We start from the raw sequence: 20,434 nt of genomic DNA on the forward strand, positions 1-20,434 counted from the left end.
GGAACCCTCATGAAGCGCAACGTCACCATCGCGGCGATCACCGCGGCCGTGCTCATCGGCGGCACCACCGCCGCCACCGTCGCCTTCGCGGACGACGGCGGCCGTACGCCCGCCGGGAGCGTGAGCGCCGTGAGCCTCGCCGACGACTCCGACGACCGCACGGACGACGCTTCCGACGACCGGGCCCCGGCCGCCGCGAAGAGCACCCGGGTCACCCTCGACCAGGCCGTCGCCGCCGCCCTGAAGAGCGTCCCGGGCACGGTCACCGAGGCCGAGCTGGACGATGACGACGACGACAACGACCGCGCGGTCTGGGAGCTGGACGTCCGCGGTTCCGACAAGAAGTGGCACGACGTGACGGTGGACGCCGGCAACGGCAAGGTCCTGAAGACCCGCGACGACGACAACGACGACCGCGACCACCACGCGCCCCGCTCCTCCGCCGTCACCCTGAACGAGGCGGTGGACGCGGCTCTGAAGACCGCGCCGGGCAGCGTCACGTCGATCGACCTGGACGACGATGACGATGACGACGACAACCGGGGCAACGTCCTGCGCTGGGACATCGACATCACGGGCAAGGACGGCAAGCAGCACGAGCTGAGCGTCGACGCGAAGACCGGCAAGGTCACCGTGGACCACGACGACGACGGCGACGACGACGACCGGGACGACCGCGCGGACGACAAGGACGACGACCGCGCGGACGACAAGGACGACGACCGCGGCGACGACCGGGATGACCGGGACGGCGACGACAGCTGACGGGAGCCCGGGCGGGCACACGTAAACCAGAAGGAGGCCCTCGGAGCGGCACACGCCGCTCCGAGGGCCTTCGTCGTGTCGCTCAGGAGCTTCCCGTCAGCCCCGCCACCAGCTCATCGGCCGCCGCGTAGGGGTCCAGGGTCCCCGCCACGATGCGCTCGGCCAGGGCGTGCAGCCGGCGGTCGCCGCGCAGGTCGGCGATCCTCTCGCGGAGCGCGGTGACGGCGATCGTCTCGACCTCGTGCGCGGCACGGGCGGTGCGGCGTTCGGCCAGGACGCCGTGCTCCTCCATCCACGCCCGGTGCTTCTCCAGCGCCTCGACGACCTCGTCCGTGCCCTGGCCCCGGGCGGCGACCGTCTTCACGATCGGGGGGCGCCAGTCGCCGGGGCCCCGGGCCTCCCCCAGGCCCAGCATGTGGTTCAGCTCGCGGGCGGTGGCGTCCGCGCCGTCCCGGTCCGCCTTGTTGACCACGTAGACGTCACCGATCTCCAGGATCCCGGCCTTGGCCGCCTGGATGCCGTCGCCCATGCCCGGGGCGAGCAGCACGACCGAGGTGTCGGCCTGGGAGGCGATCTCCACCTCGGACTGGCCGACGCCGACCGTCTCGACGAGGATCACGTCGCAGCCCGCCGCGTCCAGCACCCGGATGGCCTGCGGCGCGGACCAGGCGAGGCCGCCCAGGTGGCCCCGGGTCGCCATCGAGCGGATGTAGACGCCCGGGTCGGAGACGTGGTCCGCCATCCGGATCCGGTCGCCCAGCAGCGCCCCACCGGAGAACGGCGAGGACGGGTCGACGGCGAGGACGCCGACCCGCTTGCCCGCCCGGCGGTAGGCGGAGACCAGCGCCGAGGTGGAGGTGGACTTGCCGACGCCCGGCGAGCCCGTGAGCCCGACGACGTAGGCGTGGCCCGCCAGCGGCGCCAGCGCGGCCATCACCTCCCGCAGCTGCGGGGACGCCCCCTCCACCAGCGAGATCAGCCGGGCCACCGCACGCGGCCTGCCTGCTCGCGCCTGCTCGACCAGCGTGGGGACATCCACGTCCACGTTCACCGCTCCGTTCGCCTTGCCCTGCCCGGAATCCGTACGGGTACTACTTGCCCGGAACGCGGATGATCAGCGCGTCGCCCTGACCGCCGCCGCCGCACAGCGCGGCCGCGCCGGTGCCGCCGCCGCGCCGCTTCAGCTCCAGGGCCAGGTGCAGGACGATCCGGGCGCCTGACATGCCGATGGGGTGGCCGAGCGCGATGGCGCCGCCGTTGACGTTGACCTTGTCCGAGGTGACGCCCAGGTCCTTCATGGACTGGACGGCGACGGCCGCGAACGCCTCGTTGATCTCGATCAGGTCGAGGTCCTCGACGCCGAGGCCGTCCTTCTTCAGGGCGTGCCGGATGGCGTTCGAGGGCTGCGACTGGAGGGAGTTGTCGGGGCCCGCGACGTTTCCGTGGGCGCCGATCTCGGCGATCCAGTCGAGGCCCAGCTCCTCCGCCTTCGCCTTGCTCATCACGACGACCGCGGCGGCGCCGTCGGAGATCTGCGAGGAGGTGCCGGCGGTGATCGTCCCGTCCTTGGCGAAGGCCGGGCGCAGCTTCCCGAGGGTCTCCGCGGTCGTCTCGGCGCGGATGCCCTCGTCCCTGGCGAAGAGGACCGGGTCGCCCTTGCGCTGCGGGATCTCGACCGGGGTGATCTCCGCCTCGAAGAGGCCGTTCTTCTGGGCGGCGGCGGCCCGCTGGTGGGACTGCGCGCCGATCGCGTCCTGGGCGGCGCGGTCGAGCCCGAGGCGGCCGTTGTGCTTCTCGGTGGACTCTCCCATCGGGATGTTCTCGTACGCGTCGGTGAGCCCGTCGTGCGCCATCGAGTCCAGCATCCCGATCGCGCCGTACTTGTGGCCCTCACGGGACTTGGGGAGCAGGTGCGGGGCGTTGGTCATGGACTCCTGACCGCCCGCGACCACCACGTCGAACTCCCCGGCGCGGATGAGCTGGTCGGCCAGCGCGATGGCGTCGAGCCCGGACAGACACACCTTGTTGACGGTGAGCGCGGGGACGTTCATCGGGATGCCGGCCTTGACCGCGGCCTGCCGGGCGGGCATCTGGCCCGCACCGGCCGTGAGCACCTGACCCATGATCACGTACTGCACCTGGTCACCGCCGATGCCGGCCCGGTCCAGGGCGGCCTTGATGGCGAAGCCGCCGAGGTCGGCGCCGGAGAAGCTCTTGAGGGAGCCGAGGAGGCGGCCCATGGGCGTCCGGGCGCCCGCGACGATCACTGAGGTGGTGGTACCGGTCGTTGCTGGCATGGGCACGGCCCCTTGGGATCGGATGTGAACGAGGGTTTACCTGAATGTACTGAGCGGTGTCGCGCCCGTCATCCGGCAACCGGTGTGACGGCGCGCACGTTGCGTAACCATGGCGGTGGCGCTGCACTGGATCCATGCTGACGCGAATCGACCACATCGGGATCGCCTGTTTCGACCTGGACAGGACGGTCGAGTTCTACCGGGCCACGTACGGCTTCGAGGTGTACCACTCCGAGATCAACGAGGAGCAGGGCGTCCGGGAGGCGATGCTCAGGATCAACGGGACCTCGGACGGCGGGGCCTCCTACCTCCAGCTGCTGGAGCCCACCCGGGAGGACTCGGCCGTCGGCAAGTGGCTGGCGAAGAACGGGGAGGGCGTGCACCACATCGCCTTCGGTACGGAGGATGTGGACGGGGACGCCGCGGACATCCGCGAGAAGGGCGTCCGGGTGCTGTACGACGAGCCCAGGACGGGGTCGATGGGGTCCCGGATCACGTTCCTGCACCCCAAGGACTGCCACGGTGTCCTGACCGAACTGGTCACGAGCCGGGCGGAGCACTGACCACCGCATACCCGGCCCGGTAGAGTGGGCGGTTCCGGGCCGGGGCCGGGTCGGGGCCGTACCGCGTCCTCGTCGTTCGTCTGTCACCATTCCCCGGGGGACTCACGCCGACGAGCAGCTCGTGCGGAGAGTCGCGACCAGGGTAGGGGTCTCCCCCGCTCGAACTAAGTTGAGCTCGGGGAAGGATGGGACCGCGCAGTGCGGGGCTACGAACGCCAGGAGAGCCACCTCGCTGAAGACGACCATCTCTCGCGGTTCGAAGCCGAGATGGACCGGCTGAAGACCGACCGGGAGAAGGCCGTCCAGCACGCCGAGGACCTCGGCTACCAGGTCGAGGTCTTGCGTGCCAAGCTGCACGAGGCCCGGCGCAATCTCGCGACCCGTCCCGCCTACGACAGCGCGGACATCGGCTACCAGACCGAGCAGATGCTGCGGAACGCGCAGGCCCAGGCCGAGCAGATGCGCGGCGACGCCGAGCGCGAGCTGCGCGAGGCCCGGGCCCAGACACAGCGGATCCTCCAGGAGCACGCCGAGCACCAGGCGCGCCTGCAGGCCGAGTTGCACGCCGAGGCCGTCCAGCGCAGGCAGCGGCTCGACCAGGAGCTGGCGGAGCGCCGCCAGACCGTCGAGTCGCACGTCAACGAGAACGTCGCCTGGGCCGAACAGCTGCGCGCCCGCACCGAGTCACAGGCCCGCCGGCTGCTGGAGGAGTCCCGCGCCGAGGCCGAACAGGCGCTGGCCGCCGCCCGCGACGAGGCCGCCCGGCTGGCCGAGGAGACCCGTCGGCGGGCCGGCTCGGAGACCGAGACCGCCAGGGCCGAGGCCGAAGCGATCCTGCTGCGCGCCCGCAAGGACGCCGAGCGGCTCCTCGGGGCCGCCTCCGCCCAAGCGCAGGAGGCCACCAGCCACGCGGAGCAGCTGCGCTCCAGCACCACCGCGGAGACCTCCCAGACCCGCCGGCAGACCGCCGAGCTGAACCGGTCCGCCGAGCAGCGCCTCTCGGAGGCCGAGACCCGGCTGCGCGAGTCCCGTCTGGAGGCGGAGAAGCTCCTCGCCGAGGCGAAGGACGCCGCCGCCAAGCAGTTGGCCGCCGCCGAGTCGCAGAACGAACAGCGCACCCGTACGGCCAGGTCGGAAATCGCCCGGCTGGTCGGCGAGGCCACCAAGAGCACCGAGGCGCTGAAGGAAGAGGCCGAGCAGGCGCTCGTCGACGCCCGCGCCGAAGCGGAGCGGCTGGTCGCCGAGGCGGGCGAGAAGGCCCGTACGGTCGCCGCCGAGGACGCCGCCGCCCAGCTGGCGAAGGCGGCCCGCAGCGCCGAGGAGGTGCTCACCAAGGCCTCCGATGACGCGAAGTCGACGACGAGGGCGGCGAGCGAGGAGGCCGAGCGGATCCGCCGCGAGGCGGAGGCCGAGGCGGACCGACTGCGCGGCGAGGCCGCCGAGCAGGCCGACGAGCTCAAGGGCGCGGCGAAGGACGACACCAAGGAGTACCGGGCCAAGACGGTCGAGCTCCAGGAGGAGGCCCGCCGGCTACGCGGCGAGGCCGAGACGCTGCGCTCCGAGGCGGTCGCCGAGGGCGAGCGGATCCGGGGCGAGGCCCGCCGCGAGGCGGTCCAGCAGCTGGAGGAGGGCGCCCGCACCGCCGAGGAGCTGCTGACCGAGGCACGCTCCGACGCGGACGAGCTGCGCACCAAGGCGAACGGCGAGAGCGAGCGCATCCGCGCCGAGGCCGCCGAGCGGGCCGCGACCCTGCGCAAGCAGGCCGAGGAGACGCTGGAGCGCACCCGGGCCGAGGCCGACCGGCTGCGGGCCGAGGCCGAGGAGCAGGCGGCGGCCGTCACGGAGGAGGCCGAGCGGGCCGCGACCGAGCTGCGCGAGGAGACCGAGCGCGGTGTCGCCGCCCGGCAGGCCGAGGCCGCCGACGAGCTGACCCGGCTGCACACCGAGGCCGATTCCCGGCTCGCCGCGGCCGAGGAGGCGCTCGGCGAGGCCCGGACCCAGGCCGAGCGGATCCGCCGCGAGACGAGCGAGGAGTCCGAGCGGCAGCGCGCGGAGGCCGCCGAGCGGGCACGGGCGCTGACCGAGCAGGCCGGGGCGGAGGCCGAGCGGCTGCGCGACGAGGCGGCGGCCGACGCCGCCAAGGCCCGTGCCGAGGGCGAGAACCTCGCTGTACGGCTGCGCGGTGAGGCCACCGCCGAGGCGGAGCGGCTCAAGTCCGAGGCGCAGGAGAGCGCCGACCGGGTGCGCGCGGAGGCCGCGGCCGCCGCCGAGCGGGTCGCCGCCGAGGCCGCCGAGGCGCTGAACGCCGCCCAGGAGGAGGCCACGCGCCGCCGCCGGGAGGCCGAGGAGATCCTCGGCGCGGCCCGGACCGAGGCGGAGCAGGAGCGCGAGCGGGCCCGCGAGCAGAGCGAGGAGCTGCTCGCCTCCGCCCGCAAGCGGGTCGCGGAGGCCCAGGCCGAGGCGCATCGGCTGGTCGAGGAGGCGGACGCCCGGGCGACCGAGCTGGTCACGGCGGCCGAGCAGACGGCCCAGCAGGTACGGGACTCCGTCGCGGGCCTTCAGGAGCAGGCCGAGGAGGAGATCGCCGGGCTGCGCTCGACGGCGGAGCACGTCGCGGAACGCACCCGGAGCGAGGCGCAGGAGGAGGCGGACCGGGTCCGCTCCGACGCGCACGCGGAGCGGGAGCGGGCCGCCGAGGACGCGGTCCGGCTGCGCCGCGAGGCGAACGAGGAGGCGGCCCGTCTCCGGCGGGAGGCCGAGGAGGAGACCGACGCCGCGAAGGCGCTGGCCGAGCGGACGGTCTCCGACGCGATCGGTGAGTCGGAGCGGCTGCGCGCCGACACCTCCGAGTACAGCCAGCGGATGCGCACCGAGGCGTCCGACGCGCTGGCGTCGGCGGAGCAGGACGCGTCGAAGGCCCGTGCCGAGGCCCGGCAGGACGCCAACCGGATCCGTTCGGAGGCGGCGGCCCAGTCGGACCGGCTGATGGCCGAGGCGTCCAACGAGAGCGAACGCGTCCGCAACGAGGCGGCCCAGGCCTCCGAGCAGCTCGTCGTCGAGGCCACCACGGAGGCCAACCGCCGCCGGGCCGAGTCCACGGAGCAGGCGGACCGGATGCTGGCCGAGGCGACCGGCGAGTCCGAGCGGCTGCGCGCGGAGGCGGCGGAGCGGCTCGGCTCCGCGCAGGAGCACGCGGCCCGCACCCGCGAGGAGGCGGCACGGCTGCACGCGGAGGCGGAGTCGGCGGCCGAGGAGATGCGTTCGGAGGCCCGCCAGGAGGCGGACCGGTTGCTGGACGAGGCCCGCGAGGCGGCGGCCAAGCGCCGGGCGGACGCGGCCGAGCAGGCGGACCAGCTCATCAACAAGGCGCGGGAAGAGGCGCTGCGTACGGCCACCGAGGCCGAGGGGCAGGCCGACACGATGGTCGGCGCGGCCCGCAAGGAGGCCGTACGCATCACCTCGGAGGCGACCGTCGAGGGCAACACCCTGGTCGAGCGCGCCCGTACCGACGCCGACGAACTGCTGGTCGGCGCACGGCGCGACGCGACGGCGATCCGGGAGCGGGCCGAGGAGCTGCGGGCCCGGCTGGAGAGCGAGATCGAGGAGCTGCACGAGCGGGCCCGCCGGGAGACGTCCGAGCAGATGAAGACCGCCGGCGAGCGTGTCGACAACCTGATGAAGGCGGCGACCGAGCAGCGCGACGAGGCCGAGGCGAAGGCCAAGGAGCTGATGGCGCAGGCCAATTCGGAGGCGAGCAAGGTCCGTATCGCCGCGGTGAAACGGGCCGAGTCGCTGCTGAAGGAGGCCGAGACCAAGAAGGCCCTGCTGATCCGCGAGGCGGAGAAGCTGCGCGCCGACGCCGAGGCCGAGGCCAAGCAGACGGTCGACGAGGGCAAGCGCGAGCTGGACGTCCTGGTGCGCAGGCGCGAGGACATCAACGCGGAGATCTCCCGTGTCCAGGACGTGCTGGAGGCGTTGGAGTCTTTCGAGGCTCCGACCGGGGGCGGGAAAGCGGGCGGCGGTTCCGCGGGGGGCGCCAAGGCTCCGGCGGCGGCGGGCACTCGGTCGGGGGGCAAGTCGTCCGAGCGGTAGTCGATCCGCGCTGCGTGCCGTGCTTCGTCATGGACATTCAACCCTCCGAGTGGCAAGCACTCCTGGGGTCAGCCACTCAAAAGGGGTGTCATTCTCCAGATCAAACCGGCATCTTCACGCTGACACGCCGCCATGGCCCCTAGGATTCCCCCTATCACCTCACCGGTCTCATTCGACAGGAACCTCATGAGTGACCCTTCCTCCCCCTTCGGCTTCGAGCTCGTGCGACGAGGCTACGACCGCGGTCAGGTGGACGACCGCATCACCAAGCTCGTCGCCGACCGTGACAGTGCACTGGCCCGAATCACCTCTCTGGAAAAGCGCATCGAGGAGCTGCACCTCGAAACGCAGAACGCCCAGGCCCAGGTAAACGACGCCGAGCCGTCGTACGCCGGTCTCGGCGCCCGTGTCGAGAAGATTCTCCGCCTCGCCGAGGAGGAGGCCAAGGACCTGCGCGAGGAGGCCCGCCGCGCGGCCGAGCAGCACCGGGAGCTCGCCGAGTCGGCGGCCCAGCAGGTGCGCAACGACGCCGAGTCGTTCGCCGCCGAGCGCAAGGCGAAGGCCGAGGACGAGGGCGTCCGCATCGTCGAGAAGGCCCAGGGCGAGGCGAACACGCTCCGCACCGACGCCCAGAAGGACGCCCAGCAGAAGCGCGAGGAGGCCGACGCCCTCTTCGAGGAGACCCGCGCCAAGGCCGCCCAGGCCGCGGCCGACTTCGAGACCAACCTCGCCAAGCGCCGCGAGCAGTCGGAGCGCGACCTCGCGTCCCGCCAGGCCAAGGCCGAGAAGCGTCTCGCCGAGATCGAGCACCGCGCCGAGCAGCTCCGCCTGGAGGCCGAGAAGCTCCGCACGGACGCCGAGCGCCGGGCCCGCCAGACGGTGGAGACCGCCCAGCGCCAGGCCGAGGACATCGTCGCCGACGCCAACGCCAAGGCCGACCGGATCCGCAGCGAGTCGGAGCGCGAGCTGGCGGCGCTCACCAACCGCCGCGACTCGATCAACGCGCAGCTGACCAACGTCCGCGAGATGCTGGCGACGCTGACCGGCGCCGCCGTGGCCGCCGCCGGCTCCCCGGTGGAGGACGAGCCCGCCACCCGCGGTGTCCCGGCCCAGCAGACCCGCTGACCCCCGGCGCGTGTAGTCCCCCCGTGTGCGCCCGGTTCCGCCCTTGTGGTGGCGCCGGGCGCTCGGGCGTTCTAGCGTGAACGCATGATCGAGCTCGAGGGACTCACCAAACGTTTCGGCAGCAAGATCGCCGTCGATCATTTGTCGTGTCAGGTAAGACCGGGCATCGTGACCGGCTTCCTCGGCCCGAACGGGGCGGGCAAGTCCACCACGATGCGGATGATGCTCGATCTCGACAACCCGACCAGCGGTACGGTCCGCATCGACGGCAAGCACTACCGCGAACTCCAGGAGCCACTGAAGTACATCGGGGCGCTCCTCGACGCCAAGGCGATGCACGGCGGCCGCAGCGCGTACAACAACCTGCTGTGCCTGGCGCAGAGCAACCGCATCCCGAGCAGCCGGGTGGACGAGGTGCTCGACATGGTCGGGCTGAGCGCGGTGGCGAAGAAGAAGTCCAAGGGGTTCTCCCTCGGCATGGGCCAGCGGCTCGGCATCGCGTCCGCACTGCTCGGCGACCCCGAGATCCTGATGTTCGACGAGCCGGTCAACGGACTGGACCCCGAGGGCATCCACTGGATCCGCAATCTGATGAAGGCGCTCGCGTCGGAGGGCCGGACGATCTTCGTCTCGTCCCACCTGATGAGCGAAATGGCGCTGACCGCCGACCATTTGATCGTGATCGGCCAGGGCAAGCTGCTCGCCGACACCTCGATGGCGGACTTCATCCACGAGAACTCCCGCAGTTACGCGCGGCTGCGCTCCCCGCAGCAGGAGCGGCTGCGCGACGTGCTGCACCAGGAGGGCTTCACCGCCGTCGAGACGGCGGGCGGCGTCCTGGAGATCGACGGCGCCACCACCGAGGAGCTGGGTGAGCTGGCCGCCCGGCACCAGCTGGTGCTGCACGAGCTGAGTTCCCAGCGGGCCTCCCTGGAGGAGGCGTTCATGCAGATGACCGCCGGTTCGGTGGAGTACCACGCCCATTCGGAACGGGACCCGGCGGTCGAACCACCCGCGGTGGGAGCCGGCTGGGGCGAGAACTGGAACAAGCCCGGGGGCACCGGCGACACCGACGGCAAGGGGGCGTGACGACCATGGCATCGGTACCCGCGGTTCTCACCTCGGAATGGACCAAGATCCGGTCGGTCTCCTCGACGACCTGGACCCTCATCGCCGCGTTCGCCGTCACGGTCGTGATGGGCGCGGCGCTGAGCGCCCTGCTGAACGCTACGTTCGACGACCTCTCGGAGGCTGAGCAGGCCACGTTCGACCCGACCTTCGTCAGCTTCTCCGGGACCGTTCTCGGCCAGCTCGCGATGGTGGTGTTCGGGGTGCTCGTGGTCGGCACCGAGTACAGCTCCGGCATGATCCGCACCTCGCTGGCGGCGGTGCCCCAGCGCGGGACCTTCCTCCTCAGCAAGATCACGGTGGCCGGTGTGCTGGCCCTCGCCGTGGGGCTGCTCACCAGCTTCGTCTCCTTCTTCCTGAGCCAGGCCATGCTCGGCGACCGGGGCACCGACATCGGCGCGGAGAACGTGCTGCGCGCGGTCGTCGGCGGCGGGCTCTACATGGGGCTGATCGCGATCTTCTCCATGGGGGTCGCGGCGATGCTGCGCAGTTCCATGCTGTCGCTCGGCATCCTGATGCCGTTCTTCTTCCTGGTCTCGCAGATCCTCGCGGCGGTGCCGGGCGCCAAGAGCGTCGCCCGGTACTTCCCCGACCAGGCCGGGTCGAAGATCATGCAGGTCGTCCCGGACGCGTTGAACAGCGACCCGGCCCCGTACGGCCCCTGGGCGGGGCTCGGGATCATGGCGCTCTGGGTACTGGCGGCGGTGCTCGGCGGCTTCCTCGTCCTGAAGAAGCGGGACGCGTAACGGCCCGGTAGCACGCTGTGCGCAACTTGGCCGGAACCGTCACCGCCTGGTTATCCTCCTAACTCTTACGGGGGTGCGCGGCCGGGCGGCCCGAGCCCCGAACGACAGAGTGAGTCGATGGGGCTGGAGAATGATCGAGGCAGTCGGCCTGACCAAGCGCTACGGCGCGAAGACGGCCGTGGACGACCTTTCCTTCCAGGTGCGGCCGGGGGCCGTCACCGGGTTCCTCGGTCCGAACGGGTCGGGCAAGTCCACGACCATGCGCATGATCCTCGGCCTGGACCGCCCCACCGCAGGTCACGTCACGATCGGCGGCCACCCCTACCGCGACCTGCCGAACGCCCCGCGCCAGGTGGGCGCCCTGCTGGACGCCAAGGGCGTGCACGGCGGACGCACCGCCCGCAACCACCTGCTGGCCCTGGCCCAGCTGGCCGGCATCCCGGCGGCCCGGGTCGACGAGGTGCTGGGCGTCGTCGGCCTCCAGGACGTCGCCAAGCAGCGTTCCAGGGGCTTCTCGCTCGGGATGGGGCAGCGGCTCGGGATCGCGGCGGCGCTGCTCGGCGATCCGCAGGTGCTGCTGTTCGACGAGCCGGTCAACGGTCTCGACCCGGAGGGCATCCACTGGGTCCGCAACCTGATGAAGGCGCTCGCCGCCGAAGGACGCACGGTCTTCGTCTCGTCCCACCTGATGAGCGAGATGGCCCTCACCGCCGACCACCTGATCGTGATCGGGCGCGGCCGGCTGCTCTCCGACATGAGCGTCACGGACTTCATCTCCGCGAACTCCGCCGACTTCGCCCGGGTCCGGGTGCCGGACGACGGCCCCGAGGAGCGGCAGAAGCTGACGGCCTCGCTCATCGAGGCGGGCGGCCGGGTCATGACGGAGCCGGGCGGCGCGCTGCGGGTCACCGGGCTGCCGCTGCCGCGGATCAGTGACCTGGCCCACGGCTGCGACGTACGGCTCTGGGAGCTGTCGCCGCACCAGGCCTCCCTGGAGGAGGCGTACATGCGCCTCACGCAGGGCCTGGTGGACTACCGCTCGACGGACGACGCCAAGAAGGGGCTCGTGGAGCCGCTCCCCCAGGACGCGTACGGGAGCGCCGACAGCTTCGTGTACCCCGAGCCGGTGGCGGTGCCGCAGGAGGGCTGGTACGCCCCGCCGCCGCCCGTTCCGGGCCGGGGCCCCGCACCCGCGGCGCCCGCCCCCGAAGCCGAGCCCTCTTCCGCCGCCGCGGCCGGAGAGCAGACGAGCGAGGACCTCCGATGACGACGCCGGCCACCCCGCGGGCCCACCAGCAGGCGCCGGACGCCGGCCCGCCGGGCTCCTACGAGTCGCCGATCCCGATCCGGCCCGCCACCCTCGGCGACGCGGTCGCATCGGAGTGGACCAAGATCCGTTCCGTGCGCGCCACGATCTGGACGCTCGGCGTGATGATCACGCTGATGCTGACGATCGGGCCGGGCACCGCGCTGCTGCTGGCAGCGGACAGCGGCGGCGGTATGCCGGACGAGCCGGTCCTGGCCCTCGGCTTCTTCGGGGTGCTGCTGGGCTCGATCTGTGTGATCACGCTCGGTGTGCTGACCATCGGGTCCGAGTACAGCACCGGCATGATCCGTACGACGCTGACAGCCTGCCCGAGCCGGGGCCGGGTGCTCGCGGCGAAGGCGATCGTCTTCGCCACGCTGTCCTTCGCCGTCACGACGGTGACCTCCGCGGTCGTGGCGGCGCTCCAGACCCTGATCCTGGACGGCCCCGCGGCGTCGGGCGGCGACTGGGCGCTCGCCACGGCCGGTGTCGGGCTCTATCTCGCGGCCCTCGGCCTGCTGTCGCTCGGGGTCGGCGCGATCGTGCGGCACTCGGCGGGTGCGATCACCATCATGATCGGCGTGGTGCTGGCGCCCCTGGTCCTCGCGCTGTTCATGTTCGACGACAGCCTGCGGGGCCTTCGGCACTTCCTGATCGACTACTCGATCCCCAACCAGATCGGCGGGATATACGGCACGACGATGACCAGTACCGGTCCGACCGGCTGGGAGCCGCCGCTGCTGATGCTGGGCCTGGCCGCCGCGGTTCTGTGCGGGGCCGTCGCGATACTGAACCGGCGCGACGTCTGAGGGACCGAGCGGGACCCAAGGGGGCCGCGCGAGGCCCAAGGGGATCGCGCCGAGGCCCAAGGGGATCGCGCGAGGCCTGAAGGGGCCGCGCGAGGCCTGAGGTCGACGGGGCCGGTCGCCCTCAATAGCGCGGAGCGTTCCGGGACCGCTGCACCCGGGTGGTGCGGCGGTCCTTCGCGTTCCAGCACGCCTTGTGCCAGTGCCTGCGGTCGTCGATGCCGCCGAACTCGGGCCAGCTCACGAGGTGCGGGACCCCGGAGGGGATCTCCTGGTCGCAGCCGGGGCAGCGGTACCGCTTGCCCTGGGCGCTCGCGCCGCTGACCGGGCGCACCGACCACTCCTCGCCCTGCCAGCTCTCGGTGGCCCCTCCCCCGCCGTACCTGCCGAGCGCCGAGCCGGGGTGTTCGTCGGGAGTCTCGCCACCACGGGGGCGGTTACGGCGCGGGGACACAGGACACCTCACGGGGCGGATCGGACACGGTTCCGCCCAAGCCTAGAGCCTGGCGTCGGGGGCGGCGTTCGGGCTGTCCGGCGGCTCTGTTCGGCAGTGGGATGAGTTAGCGGAAAATCGCAACAACTTCCGCCGGGACCGTGCCTTTGGCACGTGTCAGACGTTGTTGCCGGTGGGGGAGAAACGCGTCGGCCGCAAGGAGGCAATAGGCGATGCGCATCGGAACGTTCGTTCTGGCAGCCCAGTTCCCGGGACAGGGGCCCGGTGAGGCCCTGCACCGGGCCGTCCGGTCCACCGAGGCGGCGGAGGAGAGCGGTCTCGACTCGGTCTGGCTGGCCGAGCACCACTTCGTGCCGTACGGGGTCTGCCCGTCCGCGACCACGCTGGCGGCGCTGCTGCTGGGCCGCACCCGCAGAATCCGGGTCGGCACAGCGGTCAGCGTGCTGCCCAACCACCACCCGGTCGCGCTCGCCGAGCAGGCCGCGCTGCTGCATCTGACCAGCGGCGGGCGCTTCTCGCTCGGGGTGGGGCGGGGTGGTCCATGGGTGGACCTGGAAGTGTTCGGAGGCGGTCTCGACGCGTACGAGAACGGCTTCCCCGAGGCGCTCGACCTGGTGCTCGACTGGCTGCGGGAGCCGCGCGTCGCGGGGCCCGGGCCGCGGTTCGGCTTCCGCGAGGTGGCGGTGGTGCCGCGCGCGGACGAGCTGCTGGAGGGCCCGGCCGACGCGGGGCCGGGTGGAGCGGGGCCCGAGGTCGTCGTGGCGTGCACCTCGCCGAAGAGCGTGCGGCTCGCGGCCCGGCAGGCGCTGCCGATGCTGCTGGGCATGCACTGCGGGGACGAGGAGAAGGCGGAGATGGTCGCCCTGTGGCGTACGGCCGCCCGGGAGGCCGGCCATCCGCCCGAGGTGGTGGAGGGGGCCGCGCATGTGTCCGCCGGGGTGGCCCAGATCGAGGACGGCGCCGGAGAGGCCACGGAGCTGCTGGTGAAGTCGATGCCCGGCTGGCTGCGCCAGGGGCTCGACGCCCATGTCACGGTCGACGGCAGGCACCGCGTGATGCGGGACCCGGTCGCGTACACGGAACTGCTGTGCGGGCTGCACCCGGTGGGCCCGCCGCGGCTGGCGGCCGACCGGCTGACGGCCACCGCCGAGCGGACCGGGATCACGCGCTTCGCCCTCCTGGTGGAGGGATCGGGCGATCTCGCGGCGACCGAGGAGAACGTCCGGCGGCTGGGCGCCGACGTGCTGCCGCTGCTCACCTGACCTGCGCATGCCGGTGTTTCCTCGGAGCCATCCGACAGCCGAGGCCGGTGGGACGAGTAGTGCGGCGGTGCGGGGGCTGCCGCCCCGGGCCCAGTTGCACCTCCCGCGGCCCGGGGCGGCAGCAGAAGCGTTCAGCAGTCCCGAAGTCCGGGCGACTGGTTGAGCAACTGGCCCCTCACCGAAGTGAACTTGGCCAGTCGGTCGTCGACCGAGGCGTCCAGCGGGAACACCGCGACGCGGTGGCAGTTCTGGAATGCGATGCGCACTCCGAAGTGCCGCTGGAGCGCGCCGCGTATCGCATCACTCGCGAGCGCGCGCAGCAGCTGACCACGTGCCTGCTCGTCCGGCGGCGGCGTCTGGTTGTCGGCGAACTGTCCGCCGTCGACCTTCAACTGAGCCACCAGCGAGCTGATCATCTCCCATGCGAAGGGCAGGGAGGTCCGGACGCAGTCGACGAAGTCGGCTTCGTCGACCTCGCCTCGCTCGGCCTGTTCCAACAGCGCCGGTGAGACGTCGAGCGACATGGGTTCTCCTCTCGCGACCCCGGGCGATTGCCGGGGCCTTACGGGCAGGGAAGGGGGGCGGCGACGACGCAGCGTGCACGGACGGCGACCTCCTGCTTCCACGGTAAGCGCGCAGTCGGGGCCGCACCAGGAGATTGGGAACACAACCGGCCAATAACGAAGGGGCGCAAAGAGGGGCAAGCCCGCATCGCCGCGTCGCGGTGTGCACCGAGTGACAGGGGGCGACGGGTGGGGAAATCGCGTCGAGCCCCCGTCGTCGAGTAGCGTTGCCGACCATGCGTCTCGTCATCGCCCGTTGCTCCGTGGACTACGCGGGCCGGCTCACAGCCCACCTGCCCTCCGCCCCCCGACTGATCCTGGTGAAGGCGGACGGAAGCGTCTCCATCCACGCCGACGACCGGGCGTACAAACCGCTCAACTGGATGTCCCCGCCGTGCACCCTGAAGGAGGGCGCCGACGGTGAGGAAGGCGTCTGGACCGTGGTGAACAAGGCGGGCGAAAAACTGATCATCACGATGGAGGAAGTCCTCCACGACTCGTCGTACGAGCTGGGCGTCGACCCGGGGCTCATCAAGGACGGCGTGGAAGCGCACCTCCAGGAGCTGCTCGCGGACCGGATGGAGATCCTCGGCGAGGGGCACACCCTGATCCGCCGCGAATACCCCACCGCCATCGGGCCGGTGGACATCCTCTGCCGGGACGCGAACGGGCAGACGGTGGCCGTGGAGTTGAAGCGGCGGGGCGACATCGACGGCGTGGAGCAGCTGACGCGCTATCTGGAGCTGCTGAACCGCGACCCGCACCTCGCGCCGGTCCGGGGCGTCTTCGCCGCGCAGGAGATCAAGCCGCAGGCCCGGGTGCTGGCGACGGACCGCGGCATCGGCTGCCTCATCCTGGACTACGACGCGATGCGGGGCATCGAGGACGACAAGCTGCGGCTGTTCTGAGCGACGCCGTCAACGGGGGGGCCGGGTGGCTCACGCGGAAGCGTGAGCCACCCGGCCCCCCCGTACGTTCGGCCGTGCGGCGCGCTCAGACCGCCGGATCGGGGGCCGCTTCGGACTCCGGGGCGCTCGCCGACTCGGCGGGGCCGACCGCGGAGGAGGAGCCCTGGGCCGGGGGCGGGTCCGTGTCGTCGGTGGGCGTCGGGGACGGGTCCGGCGACTCGCTCTCCGACTCGGACGGCGTGGGGCTCGGGCTCTCGCTGTCGGTCTCCGTCGGCCGGGGCGAGGTCCTCGTCGGCGTCGGCTCGCTCGGGGAGCTGCTCCCGTCGTCGGTCGGGTCGTCCGTCTCCGGCGGCGTACCGTCCGTCGCGGAGGAGCTCGGGGACGGGGAGCCGGAGGTGCTCGGGCTCGCCGAATCCGAGGCGCTCGGGGTCGCGGACGTCTCGCCGCCGGTGGTCTCCCCGGCCGGGACGGAGCCGTCCTCCGACTCCTTGGGGGGCAGGCCGTCGTCGGTCGGGTCCTCGGTGGCCGTCTGCTCGGTGGTGACGTTGCGGCTGCCCGGCTCGTCGCCGTCGCCCGCGGTGACCCCGAGCGTGACGACGGTGCCGAGCACCGCGATCAGCACGGCGCCCGCGCCCGCGGCGGCCAGGTTGCGCCGGGCGCCGCCCAGGACCGCCCGGCCGGCCCCCTTGCGCGCGGCGGGGCCGGGCTGCGGCGGGAAGACGACGGTGGGCCGCTCCTCGGCCGGCTGCCGCAGGAACACCGGTGCGCCCGGGAACCCGCCGGGCGGTGTCCCCGGACCGTCCTGGCGCACCGTGGGCACCTCGTCGCCCGATGCCGTGCGGCCGAGGGGGGCGAAGTCGCCGGAGCGGTCCGCGACCAGGGCGAGCGCGCGGCGTCCGGCCACGGCCCCGGACCTGTCGGCGAGGGCGCCGCGCATCCCGATCGAGGTCTCCAGCTCGGTCCTGGCCCGGTCCGGATTGCCGGTGCAGAGTGCGAGGACGCCCAACTCGTGGTGGAAGTAGGCCTCCTCGGCGACCTCGCCGGCGATCCTGGCGGCCTCCTGGCCGATCCTGAGGGCCCGCTCCCAGGCTCCCCAGCCCAGGCCCGCCGCGAAGGCCGGGGAGGCGCTGCGGGCCAGCAGGACGGCCGCGCTGGCCGCCCCCGCCTCGTCGCCCGGGACCAGCCGGCCCAGGGAGGCGACGATCGCGTCCGCCTCGGCGACGGCCCGTTCCGGGGTGACCGAGGGGTGCGAGGCCCACCAGGCGTAGTGCTGGGCGGCGGTACGGGCGTGGGCGGCGGCGTCGTCCTCGTAACCGGCCGCCGCGAGCTGGGCGAGGACTCCGGCGGCGAGGCGGTAGCGGGGGCCGGCCGGGGAGAGCAGGCCGCAGCCGGCGAGCTCGCCGAGCGCGGCGTCCGCGTGGGTGTCGCCCACGAGGGCCGGCAGATGGGCCTGGTGGGGCACCTCGCCGCCGAGGGCGACGGCGAAGCGCAGGGTGGCACGGGCCGCCTCGCTGAGCCGGGAGGCGAGCAGCACGGCGGGCGCGGCGCCCTCGCCGAGGCTCGGCAGCGGGACGTCGAGGGCTTCGGCGGCGGGCGCCGCGGGGGCCGGCGGCGCGTCGTCCGCGCGTGGCTCGAAGTAGTCGTACTCGTCGAAGGCTTCGGGGCCCGCGCGCAGCCGGTCGCGCTGCACGAGGAGCGATCCGGCCTGGACGAAGCGGAGCGGCAGGCCCTCGGACTCGAACCAGAGGTCGCCCGCCCAGTTCCGCTCCTCCTCCGTGAGGGGGCGCTCGACGACCTTCTCCAGCAGGGCCAGCGAGGCGCCGCGGCCGAGGCCGGCGAGGAGCACCTCCTCCAGGTGGGCGTCGACGCCGGGGGTGGTGGTCTCGGGGGTGGCGGCGAGCAGGAAGGCGCACTCGGGGGTGGCGGCGAGCAGTTCGTCGAGGGCCGCTCCGCCGATCTCCAGGTCGTCGATGGTGACGACGGCGCCGATGGACCGGACGAGCGCGAGCAGTGCGTCGCGGTCGGGGCGGTGGTTCGGGGCCTTGTGGACGGTGTCGAAGAGGGCGTGCAGCAGATCGGCGCCGGTGCGGCCCCGGCCGTTGAGCCGGACGACCCCGTCGGGGGCCAGGTCCGCGCAGTCGGCGGCGACGGCGTCCAGCAGCGCGGTGCGGCCGGACCCGGCCTGACCGGTGAGGCGGACGCTGCGACCGCGCGCCAGCAGGCGGACCAGGCGTTCGCGCTCCTCTTCGCGTTCCAGGAGCGGCAGCTGCGCGGCGGGCGGTCCCGCGGGCACCGGGGGCGCTCCGGCGCGTTCGTGGTCGGCGCGTTCGGCGGGGGTGCGGCGGAGCGGGGCGTCGGGGCCCGAGCCGGGCGGGCAGGACTCGACCTCGCTGCCGTCGACGGGGTTGACCGTGAGCAGCAGGTCGCCGACGGTCAGCTGGACGACGCGGACCTGTTGCGGTGTCCCCGGGCCGAAGTCGGCGCCGCCTGATTCGCGGGACGGCCGGCGGTGGCCGGGATCGCCGCCGGAGCGGTCGTGGCCCTGCCCGTACTCATCGGGTGCCCGGTGTGTCGGGTCCATCGCAAAGTCCCCCAGACGCGTCGTGCGCGGTCGCCCCGCCCGGCCTCACACGCGCCCCGCTGTCGCTTCCGGTCCGGTGTCCGCCCATGGGTTCGTTGTCATTCGGCGGACGGCCGAACCCTAGACCTTGGCACAGTATTCATGAACCGCCGGGGTACCACGCCGTCCAGGACGTCACGTTCCGGTGAGGATTGCGTGACTTCTTCCCCCGGGTACGTTCCGTCCGGCTCCCCGAGGGCGTGCGCGCGGCCGCTCGCCCCGCCGGGATCCGGACGGACGCGCGCACGCCCTCAGACGCGCGGCAGCGACTCGGCGGCGATGCCGCCCTCGATGGCCAGGATGCGGTGCAGCCGGGTGGCCACCAGGAGGCGCTGCATCTGTGGCGGCACGCCACGCAGCACGAGGCGGCGTCCGGCCCGTCCCGCCCGTCGGTGGGCTCCCATGATGACGCCGAGTCCCGTGGCGTCCCAGGAGTCCAGCTCGGTCAGGTCCAGCACGAGGTCGCCGACTCCGTCGTCCACGGCCGAGTGCAGGACCGTACGGGCGTCCGCCGCGCTTCGGACGTCGAGGCGGCCCCCGACGACCAGCTCGGCGTGGTCGCCCCTGATGTGCATATGTGCTCCCCGGTCATGCTCCGTAGAAGGTCCGTCTGTCTGCTCTGCCGCCGGCCGTCTGTTCCGCCGACGGCTCTGTCGTAGGCCCTGCCTCCGCCACGCGTGGCGCCCAGTCTCTGCCACCACTGACTGTCGCGACGACGGGGAAGTTGCCGTCTGTAAGCGAACTGATATCGAATTCACTCGGTGGAGTGACTCCGGTTTATCGGGGACCGGTCCCCGCCGGGTAGAATCCCCGGCTCCCCCGGCCCGGACGGTGGCGGGCCGGACCGGGCCGGGGAGCGGGTCCGGTCAGTACGTGTAGAAGCCCTGCCCGCTCTTGCGCCCGATGTCACCTGCGTCGACCATCCGGCGCATCAGCTCCGGAGCGGCGAACTTCTCGTCCTGCGACTCGGTGTAGATGTTGCCGGTGGCGTGCAGGAGGATGTCGACGCCGGTCAGGTCCGCGGTGGCGAGCGGGCCCATGGCGTGGCCGAAGCCCAGCTTGCAGGCGATGTCGATGTCCTCGGCCGAGGCGACGCCCGACTCGTACAGCTTGGCGGCCTCGACGACGAGCGCCGAGATCAGCCGGGTGGTGACGAAGCCCGCCACGTCACGGTTGACGACGATGCAGGTCTTGCCGACCGACTCGGCGAACTCCCGGGCGGTGGCGAGGGTTTCGTCGCTGGTCTTGTAGCCGCGCACCAGCTCGCAGAGCTGCATCATCGGGACCGGCGAGAAGAAGTGCACGCCGACGACGCGTTCCGGACGCTCCGTCACGGCCGCGATCTTGGTGATCGGGATGGCGGAGGTGTTGGACGCGAGGACGGTGTGCTCGCCGACGACCTCGTCCAGGGCCCGGAAGATCTCGTGCTTGACTTCCAGCTTCTCGAAGACGGCTTCCACGACGACGTCCGCGTCGGCGACGGCGTCGAGGTCCGTGGTCGTGGTGATGCGGGCGAGCGCGGCCTCGGCGTCGGCCGCGTCCAGCTTGCCCTTGGAGACGAACCTGTCGTACGAGGCCTTGATGCCGTCACGGCCCCGGGTCAGCGCGGCGTCGGTGACGTCCCGCAGCACGACGTCCCAGCCCGCCTGGGCGGAGACCTGCGCGATCCCGGATCCCATGAGTCCGGCCCCGATGACGGCGAGCTTCCTGGCCACGTTCGCACCCCTTGGTCTCTGTTCGCCCGTGCCCGATTGTTCACGGCGGTTCACATGCTCTCCGGCGGAGGTTAGTACCCGTCG

17 protein-coding genes are annotated in these 20,434 nt (G+C 72.7%); 10 read left to right on the forward strand and 7 right to left on the reverse strand.

Going from position 1 to position 20,434, the window contains the following annotated elements; all coding sequences use genetic code 11:
• Positions 1-9 precede the first annotated feature (9 nt).
• Entirely contained in the window at positions 10-765 is a 756-nt protein-coding gene (locus D581_RS0119875) for a PepSY domain-containing protein (RefSeq protein ID WP_018958961.1), read from the forward strand.
• 82 nt (positions 766-847) lie between these two features.
• Here the strand turns inward: D581_RS0119875 and meaB are convergent, their stop codons facing one another.
• Together meaB and D581_RS0119885 are read right to left on the reverse strand one after the other, a co-directional pair.
• The gene (gene meaB / locus D581_RS0119880) at positions 848-1,816 is read right to left on the reverse strand and encodes a methylmalonyl Co-A mutase-associated GTPase MeaB (RefSeq protein ID WP_199787819.1); all 969 of its coding nucleotides are present in this window, start codon (positions 1,814-1,816) and stop codon (positions 848-850) included.
• 40 nt (positions 1,817-1,856) lie between these two features.
• A complete protein-coding gene (locus D581_RS0119885; RefSeq protein ID WP_018958963.1) occupies positions 1,857-3,032 on the reverse strand; it encodes an acetyl-CoA C-acetyltransferase in 1,176 nt (391 codons plus the stop codon).
• A 164-nt stretch (positions 3,033-3,196) separates the two neighbouring features.
• On the opposite strand from D581_RS0119885, the gene mce reads away from it, so the two are divergent.
• The 7 genes from mce (at position 3,197) to D581_RS0119920 (ending at position 12,831) form a co-directional block, all read left to right on the forward strand.
• Positions 3,197-3,625, forward strand: coding sequence for a methylmalonyl-CoA epimerase (gene mce, locus D581_RS0119890; RefSeq protein ID WP_018958964.1), 429 nt, complete (start codon positions 3,197-3,199; stop codon positions 3,623-3,625).
• A 198-nt stretch (positions 3,626-3,823) separates the two neighbouring features.
• Complete coding sequence (scy, locus tag D581_RS0119895; RefSeq protein WP_018958965.1) at positions 3,824-7,717, forward strand: polarized growth protein Scy; 3,894 nt, start codon at positions 3,824-3,826, stop codon at positions 7,715-7,717.
• 186 nt (positions 7,718-7,903) lie between these two features.
• Complete coding sequence (locus D581_RS0119900) at positions 7,904-8,842, forward strand: coiled-coil domain-containing protein (protein ID WP_018958966.1); 939 nt, start codon at positions 7,904-7,906, stop codon at positions 8,840-8,842.
• 84 nt (positions 8,843-8,926) lie between these two features.
• Positions 8,927-9,931, forward strand: coding sequence for an ABC transporter ATP-binding protein (locus D581_RS0119905; protein ID WP_018958967.1), 1,005 nt, complete (start codon positions 8,927-8,929; stop codon positions 9,929-9,931).
• 5 nt (positions 9,932-9,936) lie between these two features.
• On the forward strand, positions 9,937-10,716 hold the full coding sequence (locus D581_RS0119910) for an ABC transporter permease (RefSeq protein ID WP_026290715.1): 780 nt from the start codon (positions 9,937-9,939) through the stop codon (positions 10,714-10,716).
• Between the two features lie 130 nt (positions 10,717-10,846).
• Positions 10,847-11,983: an ABC transporter ATP-binding protein gene (locus D581_RS0119915; RefSeq protein WP_018958969.1), complete on the forward strand. Its 1,137-nt coding sequence runs from the start codon at positions 10,847-10,849 to the stop codon at positions 11,981-11,983.
• Entirely contained in the window at positions 11,980-12,831 is an 852-nt protein-coding gene (locus tag D581_RS0119920; protein ID WP_018958970.1) for an ABC transporter permease subunit, read from the forward strand. The genes D581_RS0119915 and D581_RS0119920 overlap by 4 nt, the downstream gene beginning before the upstream one ends.
• 121 nt (positions 12,832-12,952) lie before the next feature.
• Here the strand turns inward: D581_RS0119920 and D581_RS0119925 are convergent, their stop codons facing one another.
• The gene (locus tag D581_RS0119925; protein WP_026290716.1) at positions 12,953-13,282 is read right to left on the reverse strand and encodes a hypothetical protein; all 330 of its coding nucleotides are present in this window, start codon (positions 13,280-13,282) and stop codon (positions 12,953-12,955) included.
• A 212-nt stretch (positions 13,283-13,494) separates the two neighbouring features.
• Between D581_RS0119925 and D581_RS0119930 the strand changes: the two genes are divergently transcribed.
• Entirely contained in the window at positions 13,495-14,544 is a 1,050-nt protein-coding gene (locus D581_RS0119930) for an LLM class flavin-dependent oxidoreductase (RefSeq protein WP_018958972.1), read from the forward strand.
• A gap of 131 nt (positions 14,545-14,675) precedes the next feature.
• Here D581_RS0119930 and D581_RS0119935 read toward each other — a convergent pair whose 3' ends face one another.
• Positions 14,676-15,068, reverse strand: a complete 393-nt coding sequence (locus tag D581_RS0119935; protein ID WP_018958973.1) for an SCO5389 family protein — start codon at positions 15,066-15,068, stop codon at positions 14,676-14,678.
• Between the two features lie 275 nt (positions 15,069-15,343).
• Between D581_RS0119935 and nucS the strand changes: the two genes are divergently transcribed.
• Entirely contained in the window at positions 15,344-16,015 is a 672-nt protein-coding gene (gene nucS, locus D581_RS0119940; RefSeq protein ID WP_026290717.1) for an endonuclease NucS, read from the forward strand.
• An 85-nt stretch (positions 16,016-16,100) separates the two neighbouring features.
• Here the strand turns inward: nucS and D581_RS0119945 are convergent, their stop codons facing one another.
• The 3 genes from D581_RS0119945 to D581_RS0119955 form a co-directional block, all read right to left on the reverse strand.
• Positions 16,101-18,596 (reverse strand): ATP-binding protein, encoded by a 2,496-nt coding sequence (locus D581_RS0119945; protein ID WP_018958975.1) that lies wholly within the window; start codon positions 18,594-18,596, stop codon positions 16,101-16,103.
• Positions 18,597-18,886: 290 nt separating this feature from the next.
• A complete protein-coding gene (locus D581_RS0119950; RefSeq protein ID WP_003966237.1) occupies positions 18,887-19,210 on the reverse strand; it encodes an STAS domain-containing protein in 324 nt (107 codons plus the stop codon).
• Positions 19,211-19,501: 291 nt separating this feature from the next.
• Complete coding sequence (locus tag D581_RS0119955; RefSeq protein ID WP_018958976.1) at positions 19,502-20,350, reverse strand: 3-hydroxyacyl-CoA dehydrogenase family protein; 849 nt, start codon at positions 20,348-20,350, stop codon at positions 19,502-19,504.
• Positions 20,351-20,434 lie beyond the last annotated feature (84 nt).

It is taken from the genome of Streptomyces sp. CNB091, assembly GCF_000377965.1.